This is a genomic window from Dehalococcoidales bacterium (genome assembly GCA_030698765.1).
Lineage (GTDB): Bacteria > Chloroflexota > Dehalococcoidia > Dehalococcoidales > UBA2162 > JAUYMF01.
In genome coordinates this window covers 1-20,382 of sequence record JAUYMF010000145.1, presented here as the reverse complement: position 1 = coordinate 20,382, position 20,382 = coordinate 1, and the positions used below count along the sequence as shown (strand labels likewise).

The 20,382-nt window shown below is 52.5% G+C and carries 18 protein-coding genes and 1 other RNA gene; 12 read left to right on the top strand and 7 right to left on the bottom strand.

From position 1 onward, the window contains the following. Positions 1–112 precede the first annotated feature (112 nt). Both priA and def read left to right on the top strand, forming a co-directional pair. On the top strand, positions 113–2,542 hold the full coding sequence (priA, locus tag Q8Q07_07020) for a primosomal protein N' (GenBank protein ID MDP3880035.1): 2,430 nt from the start codon (positions 113–115) through the stop codon (positions 2,540–2,542). Positions 2,543–2,616: 74 nt separating this feature from the next. Beyond that, entirely contained in the window at positions 2,617–3,123 is a 507-nt protein-coding gene (gene def, locus Q8Q07_07015) for a peptide deformylase (protein MDP3880034.1), read from the top strand. Positions 3,124–3,495: 372 nt separating this feature from the next. On the opposite strand, the gene Q8Q07_07010 is transcribed toward def, so the two are convergent. Beyond that, entirely contained in the window at positions 3,496–4,617 is a 1,122-nt protein-coding gene (locus Q8Q07_07010) for a DUF4382 domain-containing protein (GenBank protein MDP3880033.1), read from the bottom strand. A gap of 560 nt (positions 4,618–5,177) precedes the next feature. On the opposite strand from Q8Q07_07010, the gene pdxA reads away from it, so the two are divergent. After that, positions 5,178–6,191 carry a 4-hydroxythreonine-4-phosphate dehydrogenase PdxA gene (pdxA, locus tag Q8Q07_07005; protein MDP3880032.1) on the top strand — a complete coding sequence of 338 codons (1,014 nt, stop codon included), beginning with the start codon at positions 5,178–5,180 and terminating at the stop codon, positions 6,189–6,191. Positions 6,192–6,269: 78 nt separating this feature from the next. On the opposite strand, the gene Q8Q07_07000 is transcribed toward pdxA, so the two are convergent. Beyond that, positions 6,270–7,163 (bottom strand): PrsW family glutamic-type intramembrane protease, encoded by an 894-nt coding sequence (locus tag Q8Q07_07000; GenBank protein ID MDP3880031.1) that lies wholly within the window; start codon positions 7,161–7,163, stop codon positions 6,270–6,272. A gap of 15 nt (positions 7,164–7,178) precedes the next feature. Further along, a complete protein-coding gene (locus Q8Q07_06995; protein MDP3880030.1) occupies positions 7,179–7,766 on the bottom strand; it encodes an RDD family protein in 588 nt (195 codons plus the stop codon). 267 nt (positions 7,767–8,033) lie between these two features. Here Q8Q07_06995 and Q8Q07_06990 point away from each other — a divergent pair, with 267 nt between their 5' ends. After that, positions 8,034–8,888, top strand: a complete 855-nt coding sequence (locus Q8Q07_06990) for a carbon-nitrogen hydrolase family protein (protein ID MDP3880029.1) — start codon at positions 8,034–8,036, stop codon at positions 8,886–8,888. A gap of 1 nt (position 8,889) precedes the next feature. Continuing rightward, entirely contained in the window at positions 8,890–10,665 is a 1,776-nt protein-coding gene (locus Q8Q07_06985) for a class I adenylate-forming enzyme family protein (protein MDP3880028.1), read from the top strand. Positions 10,666–10,779: 114 nt separating this feature from the next. Here the strand turns inward: Q8Q07_06985 and Q8Q07_06980 are convergent, their stop codons facing one another. From Q8Q07_06980 to Q8Q07_06970, 3 genes are all read right to left on the bottom strand, one after another. Further along, the gene (locus Q8Q07_06980; GenBank protein ID MDP3880027.1) at positions 10,780–11,244 is read right to left on the bottom strand and encodes a cupin domain-containing protein; all 465 of its coding nucleotides are present in this window, start codon (positions 11,242–11,244) and stop codon (positions 10,780–10,782) included. 730 nt (positions 11,245–11,974) lie between these two features. Then, positions 11,975–12,961: an IS6 family transposase gene (locus tag Q8Q07_06975; protein MDP3880026.1), complete on the bottom strand. Its 987-nt coding sequence runs from the start codon at positions 12,959–12,961 to the stop codon at positions 11,975–11,977. Positions 12,962–12,963: 2 nt separating this feature from the next. Continuing rightward, positions 12,964–13,401 (bottom strand): hypothetical protein, encoded by a 438-nt coding sequence (locus Q8Q07_06970; protein MDP3880025.1) that lies wholly within the window; start codon positions 13,399–13,401, stop codon positions 12,964–12,966. Positions 13,402–13,548: 147 nt separating this feature from the next. Here Q8Q07_06970 and rnpB point away from each other — a divergent pair. The 7 genes from rnpB to Q8Q07_06935 all read left to right on the top strand — a co-directional run bounded on the left by rnpB (position 13,549) and on the right by Q8Q07_06935 (position 18,940). Then, positions 13,549–13,955: RNase P RNA component class A (gene rnpB, locus Q8Q07_06965), an RNA gene on the top strand. A gap of 73 nt (positions 13,956–14,028) precedes the next feature. Next, the gene (locus tag Q8Q07_06960) at positions 14,029–15,174 is read left to right on the top strand and encodes a S41 family peptidase (protein MDP3880024.1); all 1,146 of its coding nucleotides are present in this window, start codon (positions 14,029–14,031) and stop codon (positions 15,172–15,174) included. A gap of 137 nt (positions 15,175–15,311) precedes the next feature. Beyond that, positions 15,312–16,022, top strand: a complete 711-nt coding sequence (locus Q8Q07_06955) for a cyclase family protein (GenBank protein ID MDP3880023.1) — start codon at positions 15,312–15,314, stop codon at positions 16,020–16,022. Between the two features lie 230 nt (positions 16,023–16,252). Then, a complete protein-coding gene (locus Q8Q07_06950; protein ID MDP3880022.1) occupies positions 16,253–16,828 on the top strand; it encodes a ribonuclease H-like domain-containing protein in 576 nt (191 codons plus the stop codon). A gap of 270 nt (positions 16,829–17,098) precedes the next feature. Next, on the top strand, positions 17,099–17,545 hold the full coding sequence (locus Q8Q07_06945) for a peptidylprolyl isomerase (protein MDP3880021.1): 447 nt from the start codon (positions 17,099–17,101) through the stop codon (positions 17,543–17,545). A 149-nt stretch (positions 17,546–17,694) separates the two neighbouring features. Then, on the top strand, positions 17,695–18,102 hold the full coding sequence (locus Q8Q07_06940; protein ID MDP3880020.1) for a divergent PAP2 family protein: 408 nt from the start codon (positions 17,695–17,697) through the stop codon (positions 18,100–18,102). 4 nt (positions 18,103–18,106) lie between these two features. Beyond that, entirely contained in the window at positions 18,107–18,940 is an 834-nt protein-coding gene (locus Q8Q07_06935) for a lysophospholipase (protein MDP3880019.1), read from the top strand. A gap of 12 nt (positions 18,941–18,952) precedes the next feature. Here Q8Q07_06935 and Q8Q07_06930 read toward each other — a convergent pair whose 3' ends face one another. Beyond that, the gene (locus tag Q8Q07_06930) at positions 18,953–20,005 is read right to left on the bottom strand and encodes an ATP-dependent 6-phosphofructokinase (GenBank protein MDP3880018.1); all 1,053 of its coding nucleotides are present in this window, start codon (positions 20,003–20,005) and stop codon (positions 18,953–18,955) included. Between the last annotated feature and the right edge of the window lie 377 nt (positions 20,006–20,382).

Genomic DNA, 20,382 nt, shown 5'->3' with positions numbered 1-20,382 from the left:
AGAACCGGAGGCAGAACTGACACAAGAGGTAACTCCGGAACCGGAGCAGGAAGAGCAACCGGAGCTGAAACAGGAATAGAACTACAACGGAAACACCTCTCTGGAGCGCAGGATGGGGTATGCTGAGGTTTGTGTTAATTCACCGGTAGCGCCGCGCCAGACATTCAGCTATGCCATCCCCTCCGGAATGAATATCAGTATCGGGCAGGCGGTACTGGTACCCTTCGGTGAGAAGGTGCTGCAGGGTATTGTTCTGGCATTAAGCGAATACCCGGCAGTAGCCGAAACCAGGGAAATCGCCGAAATCATTGAACCGCAACCGGTATTATCCCCGGCAGCCGTGTCACTGGCTGGCTGGATAAGCCAGTACTATTTATCACCCATTTTCGATGCCGTCGCTTTGATGCTCCCGCCCGGCTTTGAACGGAAAGCGCTTACCTTTATTACGGCTTCCCCGCTCCTCCCTGATTTCGACCTGTCTTCCCTCACCCCTGACCAGAAACTTCTCCTGGAAACAGTGCGTAAAGAGGACAAGGTAAATCTGAGAAGACTGGAGAATAAAACAGGCAAGAAGAAGTCCCAGTCCATCATATCACAACTGGTAAAGCGGGGACTGGCGACAAGAAGCTACGAGCTGGAACCGGTCAGGGCCAGTCCCAGACAGGAGCCTTACCTCAACCTGGCGATCAGCCCTGACCAGGCGCAACAGGAAGCAAGCAGCTTGAATAAGTCCGGAGCCCGTAAACAGGCGGCTCTCCTCGACTTCCTGATTCAGCAACCCGGAACGGTATCCCTGGCGGCAGCCAGAAAAGAAACCCGGTCTAACAAATCGGTGGTTGATGCCCTGGTCAGCAAAGGCCTGGTCGCAACTGAATATATTCAGACAAGACGAGACCCCCTTTCCGCATGGAACGTAAACCTCTCGCTGCCGTTACCTCTTACCGCGTCACAGGATGCTGTATTCCGACCAATCAGAAAAAGTCTGGCCGAACAGACGGATTCAAAAATATTTCTGCTCCACGGAGTTACCGGCAGCGGCAAGACGGAAATCTATTTGCAGGCTCTGGCGGAAACCATCAAAACCGGGAAACGGGGCATTGTCCTGGTCCCGGAGATTGCCCTCACCCCCCAGACCATAGAGCGGTTCGCCTCACGCTTCCCCGGCAAAGTAGCCGTCCTGCACAGTCAGCTTTCCCTGGGAGAGCAATTTGACGAATGGCAGCGTATCAGAGCCGGGGAATTTGACGTGGTCATCGGGCCGAGGAGCGCCCTTTTTGCCCCGCAACCGGACCTGGGACTGATTATTGTTGACGAGGAACATGAATGGACTTACAAGCAAGATGACAAATCGCCGCGCTACCATACCCGCAACGTGGCCATCAAGCTATCCGGACTAACCGGGGCTACCGTCATCCTGGGCAGCGCCACTCCGGACGTAGAGACCTTCTATCACGCCTGTAGAGGAGACTACCACCTGCTTCACCTCCCTGAGCGGGTTACCCCCAGTGAGAATGCGCCGCTACCACGGGTCGAGATTGTAGACTTGAAGGATGAGCTTAAAGCGGGCAACAGGAGCCTGTTCAGCCACTCTTTATCAGAGGCAATAAGTAACGCGGTGACCGCGGGAGAACAGGTAATCCTCTTCCTTAACCGGAGAGGGGCCGCCACCTTCATTCAGTGCCGCAACTGTGGCTTTACCCTCAACTGCCGGCGCTGCGATGTCCCGCTCAGTTATCACCTGGATGAAGATATGCTGGTCTGTCATCAGTGCAACTACAGAACAGCGGTACCCCGGGTCTGCCCCCGGTGCCAGAGCCGCCGTATAAAATTTCTGGGTACCGGCACCCAGAAACTGGAGCAGGAAACAGGCACTGCTTTCCCGCAAGCCCGGCTACTGCGCTGGGATAGTGATGCCACCAGAAAGAAGGATTCCCACCGGGAGATACTGGAAAGGTTCCGCAGCCACCAGGCTGATATTCTCATCGGCACCCAGATGGTTACCAAGGGCCTCGATTTGCCCCGGGTCACCCTGGTGGGAGCGGTCAACGCCGATTACGGCTTGAACCGGCCTGACTTCCGCGCCGGAGAGAGGACTTTTCAGCTACTGAGCCAGGTAGCGGGAAGAGCGGGACGTGGGCCCCGGGGGGGACAGGTTATCATTCAGACCTACACCCCGGAACACTACGCCATTCAGGCGGCGGCTAAACACGACTACAGCCTTTTTTACGAAAGAGAAATAACCTACCGGAGGCAGCTTCACAATCCGCCCTTTAGCCGTCTGGCCCGGCTCACCTTCAGCCACACCAACGATGCCTTTTGCCGGAAAGAGGCGGAAAACCTGAGGCGATTACTTATCGAGGAGAGAGACGCCAGGGGGATAGCCGGCCTCACTGTTATCGGGCCGGCGCCGGCATTTATTCACCGGCTGCGGGGCCGGTTCCGCTGGCAGCTGGTACTCCGCGGCGCCGACCCGTCCGCTTTCCTGGCACCGGTATCTATCCCTCAGGGCTGGGCAATAGATATTGACCCGGTAGGACTGTAAAAGTTACAATTAAGTTGTGTAAAACACAGAATCAACTCCCTTCGCGGGATAGCATTATTACCGGTGAAGATTTAATGGCAATTATTCCCATTCGTACCGTGCCCGACCCGATACTGAGGCAGAAAGCAAAACGGGTCAGGCAGATTGACAATTCAATACGCAAGCTGATTGATAATATGCTGGAGACAATGCACTCCGCTTCAGGGGTGGGGTTAGCCGCCCCCCAGGTGGGTATTTCCCTGCGTATCGCCGTTATCGGCATTCCGGAACAGGAAGAGATAGTCCTGGTCAATCCGGAGATTGTGCGCAAAAGCGGGGAACGCCTGATAAATGAGGGTTGCCTGAGCATACCGGGCTACATCGGGCAGGTCAAACGCGCCCTGGCGGTTACGGTCAAAGGGTGGGACCGGAATGGCAAAGAGATACGGATTAAGGCTGAGGAACTGCTGGCTCAAGCCCTGGAGCACGAGATAAACCATCTCAACGGTATTCTCTATATAGACCACCTGGAAGGCATGGATGAGCCCCGCAAGATTGAACCCGAGGAGTTGGACTCCGGCCAGGACAGCAGTCCGCAATAACATTTCCTAAATATTATATATCCTACGGCTTCTATGCCACGATAAATCTGGTTCTGTTTGGTTGGTTTTATTTGTCATTGCGAGGAGCACATTCTCTTCGCTCAGTGTAAACTCCGCGACGCGGCAATCTGAGAAGTGAGGGGCACCCTTCCCCACACACAGATTGCTTCGCCCTCGGGACTTCGGCGTGAGCTCAGTCGAACGCTGAACTCGGGCTGAAGCCTTCCGCCTATAGCGGAATGGTTTCGCAATGACACCTCCAACCAAAACCGAATAATACCATAAATCTCGCCGTCATCTAAAACAGAAACAGGCTCCAGCACCGGCATTTTAGCTATTTAGGCTGGAGCCTGTTTATTTTACTTATCCTCTTCAGCCTTCTCCACCACCACCGTCTTCTGACTCTTCTGCTTCCTCAGTTTCCGCCTCATCCTCCTCGTCCTCCCCGACTCCTTTATCCTTTTCAATCAGCAGTTTAACTACCGGTTTGAACAGGGCCTTCCTGTTACCGGCCGCCCCGTCTCTCCCTGTCAGCACCAGGGATTTTTCTCCATCGAAATCAAGGGTCAGCACCGTCTTCGCGCCACCGCCGACATTGAACGGACGGACGATCTTCAGCTTACCGCCGGGTACTTCAGCGGTAATATTGTCCCCACTGGTGGTAACCACTTCCACCCTGTCCACATCCATGCGTATCTGGGTAAAACGCCCTGCCGTGATGTTGGCGCTGCCCAGTACCTGCTCCACTCCGATAACGTCCATCAGGTCAAAACTGGTTGGAGCCCCGATTACCTGTATCCATTCACCGCTGACATTATCCGAAGTGGTATTGTCCGAGCCGGATACCCTGTGGACTTCAATATTACTCAGGTAAACAACGGCACTGACAACATCAGCCGGGGGCGGGTCGGTGACTCTAATCTCGACAATGCCCCATTTCGCCGCCGATGCCTCTCTTTCAGGTTCCTCAACTTCAATCTTAAGGGCGGTACGGGTAGTGGGGTCGTATTTGATTTCTACTTCCTGTCCGGTAGCCAGGTCGGCGAGTGTGCCCCGGGAGTCCTTGATTTCGATACGGGTACCATCGGCTACCAGGAGCACAGTCTGCTGACCTCCTTCAGACTCAATGGTAATTTCATTACCATCAATATGGACAATAACGCCTCCCATCTCCGCCTGGCGCGCCTTAATCCGCTGAGCCACCTTTTCATCCTTATCTACCCTGATTTCCACGGAAGCGCCGGGCTGCAACGTTTCCAGGGTTGAAGACTCCTCTTCGGTCTCCACCGACGCCTCAGTGGCTATTGTCAGGACTACCGTCTTGCCATCCCTGGTCACCACCGTAATCTCGCCGTTGACAGTGTCCACCTTTTCCAGAATACCTTCCAGCGCCTTCGCTTCGGCCGGGGTACAGGCGCTGACCGTCACCAGAGCAGTAACCGCAACCAGCGCCAGAGGGATACCCAGGAATCGCCTCAGTTTTCCGTTAATCATTTTTTCCTCCTGTTCCGAGATCATAGTCCACAGGCTAATATTACACTTCTAAATACTGACCCCAAATCTCAAAGAGATAGCTCATCAGTCCGCAGAGGTCAGCCTGCCGACCCTACAGGCTCGAATATAAAAGTGCCGCTTGCCCATTTGTTATATATAACGGAAAAGCGGCTAATTGGTTACCGGTGTTTTGAAAAAATCTTCAGGGGAAATCAAAGGGAAGGCGGTTATCTCCGGTGAATGAAGCAGCCGCTGGTTTCATTGAGTGCGTATACTTTGAGCCAGTCCCTTCTGCTTCAGCAGGTCTACCAAAATCCGGCGTGTAGCGGTCTTTCACCAAATCATTCACAAAAGAAAAATCGACCACATTGGTTAATTTTGCGGAGAAGTCCGTAGTAATAGAGGACTGTCCCGTCTAATCGCTGGCTTGTGAAAAGCTTATCAGTGGGTAAAGTACCCTGACTTTGCCAACGGTCTCCTAACCAGACTATTGACAGGTGAGGACAGATGGTCTACATTCAAAATCAAAAGGACAGGTATTAATTTCCCCGGTGGGTGTTATGACTCTACTGGAAGAAAGACCGGTTATTGCCATAACCATGGGTGATGCCGCCGGCATCGGCCCCGAGGTTGTTGTCAAAGCTCTTCTCTCCGTGTCAATCTATGGTATTTGCCGTCCCCTGGTGGTGGGTGAAGGTTTTGTCATACAGGAAGCGATAAAGCTGGCGGGCAAGCGGTTGCGATTGCGCCCGGTGAAATCGGCAGACGGGCTTGAGGGACAGTATGGTACTATCGAGCTTCTTGACCTGCACAACCTGAAACGAGAAGAAATTGTCCGTGGTCAGGTATGCGCTCCCTGTGGTCGGGCAGCTATGGAATACATCGCTGAAGCGGCCCGGCTGGCTTTGAATGGTGAAGTCAGTGCCCTGGTCACGGCGCCGATTAACAAAGAAGCGACCCGGCGGGGAGGATACGGGGAGGTGGGGCACCTGGAATTCCTGGCGCGTCTTACCGGAGCCACCGAGTATGCTACCATGCTGGTCAGCGGCAGTCTGCGGGTGGTACATCTGACCACTCACCATTCCCTGAGACAGGCTTGTGACCTGGTTACCAGGGAGAGAGTCCTGGCCCGGCTTAAACTGACCCATGATTCTTTCCGGGGGTGGGGGATTGAGCACCCCCGCATCGGAGTTGCCGCGCTCAATCCCCATGCCGGGGAGGGAGGGCTCTTTGGCAGCGAAGAACTCGAGCAGATTGAACCGGCGGTACAGGACGCCCGGAGTTTAGCTATCGATGCCCGCGGGCCTTTTCCGGCCGATTCTGTGTTTAACCGTGCCCTTGGCGGGGAGTTTGATGTTGTCCTGGCAATGTACCATGACCAGGGGCATATCCCGGTAAAGGTATACGGCTTTGAGCAAAGTGTCAGCGTTGCCCTGGGGTTACCCCTGGTGCGGACTTCTGTCGACCACGGTACCGCCTTTGACATTGCCGGTAAGGGGATTGCCGATTCGCGGAGCCTTGAGGAAGCGATAAAGATGGCGGTCAGCTTGAGCTCGGATAAGAGGATTGCTTGATTCCTGGAATCGAACTGACAGCAAATTCGCTGGCTTCAGTCCGTCCGTCTCTATTAAAGTAAACTGCGGTCGTCCTGATTACCTGGCGCCCGATTTTCTGTTGATACGGCTTCCGCATGATGTACAGAAGCTGACATTATTGTCCAGCGGCGCCCCGCACCGGCTACAGAAGATAATATCCTTCACTGTTGCTTTCCCCAGCTCAGCCCCACATGAAGTGCAGAAATCGGCGTAATATGGAACATCGCTGCCACAGTTCGGACACTTTACCACCAGTTCCCCGACCTTTTCCTTATACGGCGAAATCTGGCGCGCCTGTTTCAGGATTATGAGGAAAAGCAATCCGGCACCAAGAAACAGGGGTATCACCAGGAAGCTGTAGGCGCTATTCGTGAAAAGAAGAAAGTCGAACAGGCCGTGGGTTACCATCGATCCTACCAGTCCCAGCCATAGCAGGGCTTTGCTGCCGGGCCTGCCGAGCTTGCTAAGTCCCAGCGGGTATCCCCACATCACGGAAAAAAGAACATGGGCCAAGGTAGAGAATGGCCCTCTCGCCAGAATGACCTGCCAGCCGAAAGTGATAATATATCCGGCGTTCTCCAGTGAGGCGAAACCCAGCGCTGAAGCGGAAGCATAGACAATCCCATCCATCGGCTCGTCAAAATAAGGGGAGTCATATACCGTTCTTCTGACCACCAGAAATTTCCCCAGCTCTTCCGTCAGCCCGGTAACGATAAAAGAGATGTAAGCAATGGTTCCCAGAGAAAGGTTATCGGTCTGAAGGATGTCTCCGGCTTGTGGGTACAGCGCGAATTCCATTACGCTTACCGGAATGGCGACAGCCATACCCCACAGGAACGTCCGCACCACCAGGGCTTTTGGCTCCGGCCTGAACTTATCCCGCTGGTATATCAGCCAGAGCCAGAAAATGCCCGGCGCGAAGGCCAGGACCAGCAGTACCCAGGATTGCATAACAGCAGTACACCTCTATACTTCCTGCTTTGATACCTTGGTATCGCAGATGAAGTCATGGAACCCTCTCTTCTTAGAGCTGAGAGCAATGGCGATAAAGCCGAGGCCCAGTGTGAGTATGGATACGTAATATGCCCAGTACCTGGCAAAGGCGCGGGCATAGGTAAGCCTGGAACCGTCAACTCTGGTGACTTTGAGACGCAGCATCGCCTTCCCGATAGTCTTCCCCCAGGTGCCTGTTGTCAGTGTCCAGTAGGTAATCTCAGTGCCGATGCCAATCAGATATTCACCTCCGGAAACCGGCCTATTGAGGTCAAAATACTGTGCCAGTGCTTCTGCCAGTGATGTTCCGGTAAAGACTACAACAAGCGCGACCCCGATTATCACCAGGAATGTCCGGTCAATAACAAATGCCAGGGACCTTACCCAGAAGCCGGCCGGATTTCCCGGCGCCTCTACCCTGTCATCGACCTGGCCCGGCAGCTCCGCGCCACATTTATAACAATAGATGGAGGAGGAGTAATTTATGGTACCGCAGGCAGTGCAAACTTTCTTACCCGGAGGTTTCAGCGCCGTGTCTTCGGTTGCCGGGCTATTTTCCAAATGATAGCTCTCCGCGGAAAAGTGATTGTTTTATCTGGTTAGATATGCTACTACCGCTTCTCTCCGCCTGTCAACGTTTTACTCATTCGTAAAGCTGCGGATAAATTTCCAGGCAACCGGTCTGATTATTGTCAAAGTATAAACTATTTGTCATTCATGGCTATTCAGTTTATACTTTGATATGCTAATGGCTGAAACCGCTTATGAGGGGATTGTTTGGCAATGCCGGAGCTAATGCCAGCCAAATAGTCGAGTTGAGGTAAAGTGATGAATGACAAAGTAAAAGTCGCCGGAGTCCAGATGGACCCTAAAATAATGGCCAACCGGGAGAACCTCGATAAAATACTCAGAGAAACGAGGACTGCGGCCGGTAACGGGGCTGACCTGGTAGTGTTCCCGGAATGCGCCTTGCCCGGCTACGTTTACGCCAGCCGGGAAGAGGCGATACCATTCATGGAGACTATCCCCGGCCCCGGTACCGAGAAACTGGCTGCTTGTTGCCGGGAGCTCGGCGTCCATGTCGTCGTCGGTCTGCTGGAGATAGACGGTGACAGGTGCTTTAATGCTGCCGTCCTCATCGGGCCGGGTGGACTGGTGGGAAGGTACCGCAAAAACCACCTGCCCTTTCTCGGTATAGACCGTTTCGTTGACCGCGGCAATGAGCCGTTCCGGGTGTACAACACCCCGATCGGCAATATCGGTCTGCATATCTGTTACGATACTAACTTTCCCGAGTGCGCCCGGATTATGACGCTGGGGGGTGCGGATATCCTGGTATTGCCGACCAACTGGCCGGACGGTCGGGGAAAGATTGCCAGGTTCGTGGTCAACTCCCGCGCTTTTGAGAACAAGGTGCACTTTGTGGCGGTCGATCGTGTTGGTGTCGAGCGAGGCGCCAGGTTCCTGGGCAATAGCAAAATCGTTGATGCCTGGGGAGATACCCTGGCGGAAGCCGGCAAGGAAGATGAAGAGGTCATTTACGCCGAGCTTAACCTGGAAGACGCCAGACAGAAGCGCATGGTTTTTAAGCCCGGCGAGTTTGAGATGGACTTTATCTCTGACCGGTCTCCGGAGTTATATGGCGAAATCACCGCGCCCAGAAAGATGGAAACCAGGAGCTAAATTGTCGGAGAATAGTGTCGGTTTATATGATCTCAGCGATGGTCGTCCTGTTACTTCCCTGACCCCCTTTCCCTCCCCTCTGGATGAGTACCGGGCTGCCTTTGCTGACCGGGGTTCTGTCTTTCTTAATTACTATACCTTTGTGGGGGGTAGCATCCAGAAACGTACCCTGACCAGGGGGGAGTTCTGGAGCCTGGCTGAGTCGGCGGCGGCTTATCTCAGCGACCGGGGACTGGGTAAAGGTAACCGTATTATCCTTGGCTTTTCGGCGAATAGTCTCTATGACCTGGTCTTCAGACTGGCGGCGATGCTGATGGGCTGTGTGCCGGTTACCATCAACTGGCAGGCGGATGACAATGAGCACATTATCTACAAGACGCAGCTGACGGATGCCAGAGTGATGGTCTATGATGAGGGCTTCGCCGGCAGGGTGGAGGAGATAAAGCCTTCCCTTCCCTCAGTCTATTTCCTCCCCGCCGCTAACATTGAGGATTACCGGAGCGGTGACTCTGTGGCTTACCCGGAACTCAACTATGATGACGAAAAAATGATCATTTTTACCTCCGGCACTACGGGCAAACCCAAGGGAGTCAGTCTCCCGCACCGCAGCTACCTGGCCACCCGGCTCACCTTTGAATATTATTTCAACATCTCAGCGGACACGCCGCTGGACCTGCTGCTGGTCAATCCCTTGCACCATACGAATTCCTCAGCCCTGGCTGACTGGGGCATGCGGCGCAGCGGGGCGGTTGTCCATCTCCTGGAGCGGTATACCTCGGCTTACTGGAAAATACTGGTCGAGGTAGCCCAGCACAAACGGGGGCTGCTCATTACCTCCCTGGTCTCCCGGCATATCGATTTTCTGGATTCTCTGCTTGGTGAGTCCCGGCTGGCGGTTGACCGGGCTGAGATTAGCAAAGCCCTGGAACAGACCGAGATTCTGATAGGTTCGGCACCCGTCGGCCCGACGACGGTCAACCGCATCCTCAGCTTCAGTCAGAAATTGCCTCACGTCCGTTTCGGGTCGACGGAGACCTGCCTTCAGGTGATGGCTACGCCGACAACATTGTCATCTGACGGGCTTATGGAAGCCTTTCAGGCTGGCTGGGCACATAGCTATCAGGGGGAAGAAGCCGCCGGTTATTATATTGGCAGAGAGCATTACCCGTTTACCCGGGTTAAAGTAGTGAAAGCGATTGATCCGGGGAGCAAGGACTATTTCCGCGCCTGCGAAGACGGCGAGCCCGGCTATTTGGTCACTCAGGGTCCAAATGTGATGAGCGGGTATGTCGGTGATGCTCAGGCCACCGCAGAAGTGTTCCGCGAGGGGTGGTATACAGGCCTGAGGGATATAGTTTTTACCTTGAAGAACGCCAGAGACAGGGAGCTTGATTACTACTGGCTATCACGCGATTCGGCGCTACTGATTCGCGGCGGGGCTAACTATGCCTATGAGCAGATTGCCGCTGAGCTGTCCGAAATCTTGCTCGAAGACTTTCAGTTACAACCCAACCATTTCAAATTGGCCGTGGTTGGTCTCAGGCTGGAAAGCGAGCACGAGGATAGCTGCTGCGTGACCATTGAGCTTGCCGGAGAAGTGGTTGGGATGGAAGCGCGGCTGAAGGCTGATTTCATGGGAACCGCCACGGGAAAGGTGTCCAAAGGCGCCCGCCCTGACCGCATCCGGTTTGCCCCGATTCCCCTGAATTTCAAGGGTGCGGTACTTTATCCCCAGCTAAAGCAGGATTTCCTGGATTATTTAAAAAATAAAGCATAGCCCGGCTTCTCTCCGGAAAGCTGGAAACCAGGTTATTCTTCTCCAGTCCTCGTCAGGCTTTGCTAAGCCTGAAATACCGGACTTTTGATTTCCGCTAAGCGCTTATCCGCCTGTCTAGATTTTGCCGGCGTTCTCCAGTTGTTCGGCGACAAAGGAACCTATATTCACCATCAGGGGGATGGTGGTCACGGCAAAGAAACGGGCGGCCTCCGTCTTGCCGGTGTTGAAATGCTGGTGAACGGTCATCGGGGGGACGCTGATGACGTCGCCTTTCTTCCATTCGTGTTTGGTACCGTCGACTACCGTGTAACCTTCGCCCTGGATAATCATGATGATGGCTTCCATGTTGTGCTTGTGCTTGCCGCTCTTCCAGCCGACGGGTATCTCGCGGATGAAGGAGCTAATCTGTTTATTGGAGAAGCCCAGTTTGTTATTTATCACCTGGGCGGTAGTGCCTGTTTCGTTGGTCTCGAACTTCAGTTCCTCGCTTTTCCTCACCACGCGTGACTTCTGCCATTCTTCGTCTACCTCGCGGGCCATCCGGGCGATACCCTGTTGCGTGTCTCCAACTTTCGCCATTTTTTGCGTCTTCCTCCTGTATCTATATTTATCCGGAAAGCCTCCGCTCAGACCGGACGCTTTGCCTGCTATAGTATTATCTGTGAGGCACGGTTGATTGTCAATATTGGGATACCTGAACGGTGGTGCCTCTGTGGTTATCAGGGGAGTATAAGAGGGGCTTCGCTCCTCTTCCTGAACCCTCCTGAAAGGAAACAGCGTTAATAATGTCACCTGTCTGTTAATAGCGTCACCGGAGACTGAAGTGCAAGGACGTGCGGCGGTATTATTCGGTTTTGGTTGGCGGTGTCATTACGATACCATTCCGCCACAGGCGGAAGGCTTCAGCCCGAGTTCAGCGTTCGACTGAGCTCACGCCGAAGTCCCGAGGGCGAAGCAATCTCGGCGGGGGCGGAATTATCCCTTACCCCCAGATTGCCACGTCGTCCACCGGAGGCGGACTCCTCGCAATGACAAATAAAACCAACCAAATGCAAACAGAACCGGTGCGGGGTTCTACTGAATCTTAGTTGCACATACATTCCCCTACTGCTAGAATATTCGGTGATGACGGGGACAACGTACTGACGGCTCACTTATCACCTCACCTTTTCGGCTACACACGCTGTGAAAGGAGGTGAGACTATGAGCAGATTGCTTATGTCCCTGTTCCTGATATGGCTAATCTGGCAATTAGTCAATATCCTGTTCTTACAGTAGTGTAGTATCCTAACGAGTCCAGTCCCCGTCATCACCTACTCCTTATCTGTAATACACTTGTCATTGGCTCTTCCCGCTTCCGTCTGACAAGTAGCTTCTTACGCTTTACTACCTTACGAATTGCTTTAGTAACAGGTGCATCATCAGGTAGTATCTCGGCTTCCCTCATAGGTATTCTAGCTGTTATCCTAAACGGCTGTTCGCACACGTCTTTCCAGTTCCTATGTGGGAACTTAATACCAGCTGCCCTAGCCGGAGTGCTGTCTTTCAGGCTCATATGTGGTCTAAAGAAGTTGTAATGCACCAGCCAACCGTCCAGATACTTTTTAGCAGATTCTACCGTGTGTAACCCACGCATGACCTTAGTTCTGGACTTGAGCGTACCATGAAACCTCTCAATAGCGTTTGTATTGTCCTCAATGTCAAACGGCCCGCCTTGGGCATGTCTGGTATCTGCACCAAACACACGCTCTATCCCCTCCAAGTAAGCTCTCAACTTATCCGTGTAGATAACACGGGGGATTTTACCTGTTCGCTCGTATGACTGCTTCATTAGTTGTTCAGCATCGTTAGACGTTCTGGTGAATGACATATGGGTAGCAATCAGGAATCTGGTCTTAGCGTCTATGATATCCCATAGCCAAATGTTCTTACCGTCTATATCCAAAACTGTTTCATCAGCTACCCAAATTGAGCCTACGTTGGGATTGTGCTTCTCAGATTCCTTCACAGCTAGGTCGGTAAATCGGTTTACCCAGTTCAACACGGTCACGTCTGATATATAGTCGTTGTGTTGCTGGATAAAGTTCCGTCGTATCTCTTTCAGGCTCATTCCCTCAAAGTACATGGAGATAGCATCGGCGACTTTGGAAGTAGAATACTGCATCTTGGGAATCGCGCCAGGATTGGAGAACTTACGCTCGCAGATATTGCAGTAGTAATATTGAGTCTCTTTGTACTTGCCGTATTTGCGAACGTTCTCGGATTGACAGTATTTACAGACTACTCCACTACTCATCGTTACTTCTCCAATAATTCTATTATTCTGTCTAGCCGTTTCAGTACCTCATTATCCTGATTCGTGTTGTCTTTAGCCTTACTATCCCTTATGTCTTTTACTGTACCTCTGAATAAAGCAACGGTAGCCAGCAAAGCAGACGCTATAAAAATCCAGTATAAGTAAACCATTACCCACCACCATATACCAATGACTTTTGGGTTAATTGTTGAGCCGTCAATGGTTTGTCTGGCATCAACTGTAGACAACACATATACCAAGCCGTGATTGTATTCTGTAACCTGCTGGAACAGTAAAGAAAAGCCAATAAAAAGGGCGAGATACGCCAATGCTCTATCTGGGACTTCAATAGTCTTCCACCAGCTAATGCGAGGCATAACGAAGCCACCAATACAAATAATTGCCAAAAATGACAGCCCGAAGATGACGTATAATGGCATGATAACTCCCTCAACTTTTTAAGAGGATTATAACACCTACCTACCCACCTACTCATCTTCACCACCGCCAAGCAACTAAGATTGAGTAATAACCGGTGCGGCTTTGACTTACGCTACCTTCTATACTAAACTAAAATGGAGGTGGGTCAAGTAAACCGGGTGACCGCCCGCTCTTAAGGCGGGAGGAAAGTCCGAGCTCCACCAGGCGGGGTGCTGGGTAACACCCAGGAGGGGTAACCCTACGGAAAGTGCCACAGAAACATACCGCCAGCGGCTGGCTGTTATATGACAGTAAATGTCAGTTGTGATGATAAAGCAGGCTGGCAGCCAGTGCGGGTAAGGGTGAAATGGTGAGGTAAGAGCTTACCAGCGGTTGGGTGACCAGCCGGCTGGGTAAACCCCATCTGGAGCAAGACCGAATAGGGGGACAAAATGGCGCCTGGCCTCGTCCCCGGGTTGGTCGCTTGACCCTGGCGGTAACGCCAGGGCTAGATAGATGGTCACCGCTCCGGGAAACCGGAGTACAGAACTCGGCTTACAGGTTTGCTTGCCCGCCTTCACCAGGTTTATTCCTTTTCTTGAATAATGGAGCAAAGTGTGCCGCTACACTTTGACAGGAGTAGGTTAATGTCAAAAAAAAGAAGAACCATACTGATAACTCTGCTACTGGTGACGGGGCTTGTCCTGTCTTTTGGCGCCGGTTGTGTTCTGGGCGTTACTACCTCTTCAGCGGACAGGTTGGGGCTGGATGTCGTGACCGAAGCCTGGGATATTATTTTTAATGATTACGTGGACAGGGACAGACTTGATGCCAGTGCCCTGAGCGGAGCCGCGATTAAGGGTATCATCGAGGAGATAGATGACCCGTATTCGTCTTACCTGAACGCTGAGACCTACCAGTTGAGCTCCAGTGACCTGCAGGGAAAGTTTGATGGTATCGGTGCTCATGTCGGTATCAGGGATGGGCAGTTGATGATTATCGCGCCTATTCCCGGCTCACCGGCTGCCAGCGGAGGCATCAAGCCGGGTGACATAATACTGGAAATTGACGGTAGCCCTGCATCAGAGATGAGCCTGGAAGAGGCGGTGCTGCATATTCGCGGCCCCAGGGGGACATCGGTAACACTTCTTATTCAGCACCAGGGCGATACCAGCCCCGAGGAAATTACCATAGTTAGAGCTGAAATAGAGATAACCAGCGTCTCCTTTGAGATGAAAGGGGATATCGGCTATATCAGTATTAACCATTTTTCCAGGCGTACTGATGAAGAGTTATCCCCGGCGCTTAAAAGTGTCAGTGATGAGGGGGCAACCGGACTCATTCTTGACGTGCGCAGTAATCCCGGCGGCTTACTGGAGGAGGTGGTTGATGTTGCCAGCCACTTCCTGAAAGAAGGAATTGTGGTCTATGTGGTAGATAATCAGGGGAACCGGACTTCTTATTCGGTTAAGCGCGCGAATGTAACTACGGAATTGCCTGTGGTGGTACTGACGGATAACTTCTCCGCCAGTGGCAGCGAGGTGCTGGCCGGGGCTTTACAGGATTACGGCCGCGCCACAATAGCCGGCGTCACCACCTACGGTAAGGGCAGCGTCAACACCCTGAACCGCCTGAAAGATGGTTCGGCGTTGTACATTACCACAGCCCGTTGGCTTACTCCCAATGAACGTCTGATTGAAGGAAAGGGGATAGCCCCGGATTACAAGATTGACCTTGAGGGAGATGAAGCTGTTCAGTGGGCTATCGACTATTTGAAGGGCAGGCGAGAGTAAGGTTCCATCAAGAGTAATTTGATGCCTGGCTGACCGCCCTTTTTCCCCGGCGATTTTGACAAGGATGGGATTTGTGTTATATTGCTTTCACATCCGGCAGCGGGTTAAATAAAAATTAAAACAGGGAGGGTAGCAAAATGAGGGTAATCAACCTGACAATGCCGCTATATGAAGATATGTCCGACGGGTACGGGCATTCAGCTTTCAAGGGCCATCCCTTGTGGCCGCAAGCGTTCAGAATGGACAAGGTACGCTCGTATGAAGATGGCGCCGAGTTTTTCGTTTTCAATATCTTCTGCGCTCAGGGCACCAGGATGATCCTGCCCAGTTACCAGGCACAGTACAAGGATGACCCCAGGAGACTGCATAATGTTGACCTGAATAAACTGGTGCTGCGGGATGGTGTCATCATTGATATTCCCAAGGAAGCGGATGGAATCGTGGAGGTAGAAGAGCTGGAGGCGGCTTTTAACAAAGCGCCGGTGAAAAAGGGAGACGCTTTGTTACTGCGTACCGGCTGGGGTGATGACGAACGTTACCTGAAGATAGGGCATGATTACCGGGAAAACAGCCCCCATTTCACCACGGCCACGGCAGCCAGGCTCCTGGACCTGCTGGAGCAGAACGGCAGCGACCTGTGGTTATACGATGTCGGCTATGTGGGCGGACTGAACAAGAAGACCGGGGAAACCACGAGGGGTTTCAGCATACGTGCCGGACTGACGGCGATAGGGGGACTGGTCAACTGCGGCGCTATCAAGCAGCCGCGGGTAAAGTTATCTATCCAGCCGCTTATGGTAAAAGGCGCTCATATGGGCCCGTGCAGTGTCGCCGCTATTGAAGACTAGTACACTCTTCTGTGGTAGCTGACTGAATAGGCATCCGGTGGCAGTTTCTCAGAGCCTGCTTTAAGGTTGTGCTGTACTGGTTGTGCTTTCCTGTCCTGCCCGGTACGGCTCACTGTACTACCCGCATAGAGGTTGCTGATTTAGCTAGGTACTAAGGACATCGTTGCTGAGCTTCGACCTCACCCCCTTACCCTTACCCACAAACCCCCAAAAGGGTGAGTTTAAGAGGGATGGACGTCAACCTCAATGTGGCAAGTAATCAGGTAGACAGCGAAAGAAGAAAAAGGGTACAATTTTCAAAGGGAAGGGAAACGCAGGCAATACTGATGTTCGATGCTTACCTGGATATCGAGACTACCGGGCTGTCCGCCGTATACGATGTCATTACCGTCATCGGTATTCACCGTGATGACGGTAATACCAGCGCTATGATTCAACTGGTTGGAGACGACGTTACCGGGCCGAATCTCATCAGGGCGCTGGAGAATGTTTGCACCATCTACACCTACAACGGGAGCCGGTTTGACCTTCCCTTCATACAGACTTTCTTAAGCGTGGATTTAACCGAGCATTACTCCCACCACGACCTGATGTATGATTGCTGGAGAATGAACCTTTACGGCGGTTTCAAGGCAGTTGAGCAAAAGCTGGGTATTCCCAGACGGCTGAAGGGGATCGGGGGCTATGATGCAGTGAGGCTGTGGCGGGAGTACCGGAATGGCGGTGACCGGCGTGCCCTGGCGCTGCTCCTGCAATATAACAAAGAAGATGTCGTGAACCTGAAAGCCTTAAGAGAGAGTCTGTAACAGGAATATGACGGATAGCGGGTTCAGGCTCAAAGGCGCACTCCGGGGCTTGCTTTCATTGCCTGAAGCAGGTAGACTATCTTTATCAGAATATAGAAAGGAGGGAGTTAGCTTATGATTAGCGGGAGGCTGTCCCGAATCGCCGGCATGACATTAGCCCTGGCGGTAATTCTGCTAACCTCATGCGCCGGGAGCACGCCGGAGACTAAGACTAACTCAACACCATCAACGATGCCAGCAGAACGTAAAACTTATTCAGCGCCACCAACGATGCAAATTGATACCAGCAAACAATACACGGCTACCATTGAGACGGAAAAGGGTGACCTGGTACTGGAGCTGTTCGCTGGAGACGTTCCGGTAACGGTTAATAATTTTGTTTTCCTCGCCCGCGAGGGTTTCTATGACGGCGTCACCTTCCACCGCGTCATCCCCGGCTTCATGGCCCAGGGTGGAGACCCCACCGGAACCGGCATGGGCGGCCCCGGCTACAAATTTGAAGACGAATTTACCGCGCACACCCACGGCACCGGAACGCTATCAATGGCCAACGCCGGCGCTAACACGAATGGTTCCCAGTTTTTCATCACCTACGCTCCCCAGCCCCATCTTAACGGAAAACACTCGGTGTTCGGCCAGCTAACCGGGGGGATGGATGTCCTCACACAAATCAAGTCGGGTGATAAAATAATACGAATAACCATAGAGGAAAAATAATTGCCCCTGGCTGCAACAGCCTAGCAAAAGAGCGTCAGGCATGATGCTCTTTTCATTTGTAGCGAACCACAAAGGTTTAATATAGACTTAATAATGTATTTCTCCGCGGAAAGGAGACGACCCTGGATCTGATCTTAGGTAATAGACCACTGATAGTCCCCCTGGCTGCCTGGGCTATCGCCCAGATACTTAAAGCGTTCATCTTATCGCTACGCGATAAACAGTTGAACCTGTCTTACCTGTTCAGTATGGGAGGAATGCCGAGCGCGCACGCGACACTGGTCTGCGCTCTATCCACCACAGTAGGTCTGATGCACGGTATCGACTCGACGATTTTTGCTTTCACCGTCATCCTGGCGGCAATAGTGATGTATGACGCTGCCGGACTACGCCAGGAAATAAGCGCCCAGGCGGCTATTATTAACAGCATGATAGCCGAGCTTTTCACAGGAAAACCGGCGTTTGAACAGCACCTGCGAGAACTGATAGGCCATACCAAAGTGGAGGTACTGGCCGGGGCGGCACTGGGTATTTCCGTTGCCTGGCTTTGGACTTGAAAATGTGAAGCACCTGCAAGGCAAATTTAGTGGTTACGGAAACCTTGACATCCACTACCAGTGCTGGCTGCCCGCCGGTAAGCCGAAGGCGCTACTGGTTGTCGTTCACGGACTAGCTGAGCACAGCGGGCGCTATGCCGGTCTGGCCCGCTACTTTACCGCCAGAGATTACGCTGTCTACAGCTTCGACCACCGTGGTCACGGTAAATCGGAGGGACAACAGGGACACGTCGAGCGGTTCCGGCACTATCTTAATGACCTCAATACCTTTCTCAAGACAGTGCCCGACAACAATCATAACGCCCGAGTTTTCCTTATTGGCCACAGTATGGGGGGAATGATTGCCGCCATCTACGCTATCCACCACCAGCAAGAATTTGCCGGACTGGTTCTCTCCGGCGCCACCATCAGTTTAGCCAGCAATCCCTCATTAATGATTACTGCCGCCGCCAACCTTCTTTCACTATTATCGCCGAAAACAGGCGTCACACTGATTGACGCGTCTGCCATCAGCAGGGATACCACAGTCGTGGACAGCTATGTAAACGACCCCCTGGTATACCGTGGGAAAATCAGCGCCCGGCTGGGTACTGAACTCATGAAGATGATACGCAAGCTACCACAGCAAATGCCGGAGATAAACCTGCCCGCCCTGATTATGCACGGGACCGCTGACCGTTTATCTGACCCGAAAGGTAGTGAGATGTTGCATCAGCGTATCAGTTCACGGGACAAGACCCTGACACTATATGATGGCTTCTACCACGAGATTTTCAATGAGCCGGGGCATGAGCAGGTATTTGCCGACATTGAGAACTGGTTGGCCGCCCGTCTCTGACAGAAACACTGTCTAGCCGAAAAACTTCTCAGCGACATGGTAGATATTGAGATTTACCGTTTTTATGGCGTCAGCTACCCATTCCAGGGGAAAACTGGTAATTCTGTTCCCTCTTAGTGCCGTCATCTCTCCGTATTTTCCGGCATTGATAAGCTCAACCGCTTTAACGCCAAAAGCGGTAGCCAGGCTGCGGTCATAGGCCACGGGAGTGCCTCCGCGCTGCACATAGCCCAGAGAAGAAACCCTGGTCTCCAGCCCGGTTTCCCGGGCAATAATCTCCTCCAGGACGCTGGCTACTCCACACAGTAAACGTTCCTCGGAATCTTTCGATTTATCGAAGACGACCTTTTCTACCGTCCTTCCTTCCAGTACGGTCCCTTCCGCCACGACGACAATACTGAAGGTTGCTCCCCGCTTGCTTCTTGTTATCAACATCTGGCAGAGGTCGTCCAATCTGCCTTTATCCAGAGGAATTTCCGGGATCAAGATAGCGTCTGCCCCGTTAGCCATGCCGGAGTAAACGGCAATCCAGCCGGCATTCCGCCCCATTACTTCCAGAAGCATCACCCGATGATGACTCTCCGCATGGGAACGGAGTCTGTCCAGGGCATCAGTGGCGATCTGTACAGCCGTCTGGAATCCTATCGTGAAATCCGTACCTCTGACATCATTATCAATGGTCTTGGGTATTCCTATCACCGGCATACCCAGCTTTGACATCCGATTGGTCGCCGAGAGGGTGCCTTCACCCCCCAAGACCACCAGCGCATCTAATTCCAGTCGCTTAAATTCAGAAAGAACCTTATCGACGCCGTTTTCCACATAAAAGGGGCTTAACCTTGAAGTCCCCAGGATTGTCCCCCCCCGGTCAATGATTCCTGAGGTCTTAATGCGGTCCAGAGGATTATATTCACCATCCAGGAAACCCTTCCAGCCGTGTTGAATTCCAATCACCTCGTGACCGTCCCGGATTGCCGCCTTGGTCACCGCCCTGATGGCAGCGTTCAGTCCCGGGCAATCACCGCCGCCGGTAAGAATGCCGATTTTCTTTTTCCCGTTCATCATAGCCTCCTTTAGAGTAATCCCGGCTATCACAGTTGCAAAGGTATAATGGAAATTATAGCAGAAATCAGCGGGAGAGTCTCAGCGGACAGAATAAAAAGGGGGCGGTACCGGACAATACACGGAACGAGGATCTTTGGGTTGGCGTTTATCAGCTCTTGTGAGAAGCTGTATGAATTGGCTTGGTCATTAACTATTATCCAAATTAATAAGAATATAGTATAGTTTAGTTTGAATGTCTGGACAACCGTTGGACGGGTAAGCATGGCTCAAGTCTATGGAAGAATTGGTTCTCTGTCCCAACTGCTGGTCGAATTGGGAAAAGAGAGAGTGAATATTATTAATTCTGTAGATGACATCATTTCATTTGGGAATAACTT

Coding starts and splice junctions, on each gene's coding strand:
- priA (MDP3880035.1), top strand. CDS start 113: ATGGGGTATGCTGAGGTTTGTGTTAATTCACCGGTAGCGCCGCGCCAG.
- def (MDP3880034.1), top strand. CDS start 2,617: ATGGCAATTATTCCCATTCGTACCGTGCCCGACCCGATACTGAGGCAG.
- Q8Q07_07010 (MDP3880033.1), bottom strand. CDS start 4,617: ATGATTAACGGAAAACTGAGGCGATTCCTGGGTATCCCTCTGGCGCTG.
- pdxA (MDP3880032.1), top strand. CDS start 5,178: ATGACTCTACTGGAAGAAAGACCGGTTATTGCCATAACCATGGGTGAT.
- Q8Q07_07000 (MDP3880031.1), bottom strand. CDS start 7,163: ATGCAATCCTGGGTACTGCTGGTCCTGGCCTTCGCGCCGGGCATTTTC.
- Q8Q07_06990 (MDP3880029.1), top strand. CDS start 8,034: ATGAATGACAAAGTAAAAGTCGCCGGAGTCCAGATGGACCCTAAAATA.
- Q8Q07_06980 (MDP3880027.1), bottom strand. CDS start 11,244: ATGGCGAAAGTTGGAGACACGCAACAGGGTATCGCCCGGATGGCCCGC.
- Q8Q07_06975 (MDP3880026.1), bottom strand. CDS start 12,961: ATGAGTAGTGGAGTAGTCTGTAAATACTGTCAATCCGAGAACGTTCGC.
- Q8Q07_06970 (MDP3880025.1), bottom strand. CDS start 13,401: ATGCCATTATACGTCATCTTCGGGCTGTCATTTTTGGCAATTATTTGT.
- Q8Q07_06960 (MDP3880024.1), top strand. CDS start 14,029: ATGTCAAAAAAAAGAAGAACCATACTGATAACTCTGCTACTGGTGACG.
- Q8Q07_06955 (MDP3880023.1), top strand. CDS start 15,312: ATGAGGGTAATCAACCTGACAATGCCGCTATATGAAGATATGTCCGAC.
- Q8Q07_06950 (MDP3880022.1), top strand. CDS start 16,253: ATGGACGTCAACCTCAATGTGGCAAGTAATCAGGTAGACAGCGAAAGA.
- Q8Q07_06945 (MDP3880021.1), top strand. CDS start 17,099: ATGCAAATTGATACCAGCAAACAATACACGGCTACCATTGAGACGGAA.
- Q8Q07_06930 (MDP3880018.1), bottom strand. CDS start 20,005: ATGATGAACGGGAAAAAGAAAATCGGCATTCTTACCGGCGGCGGTGAT.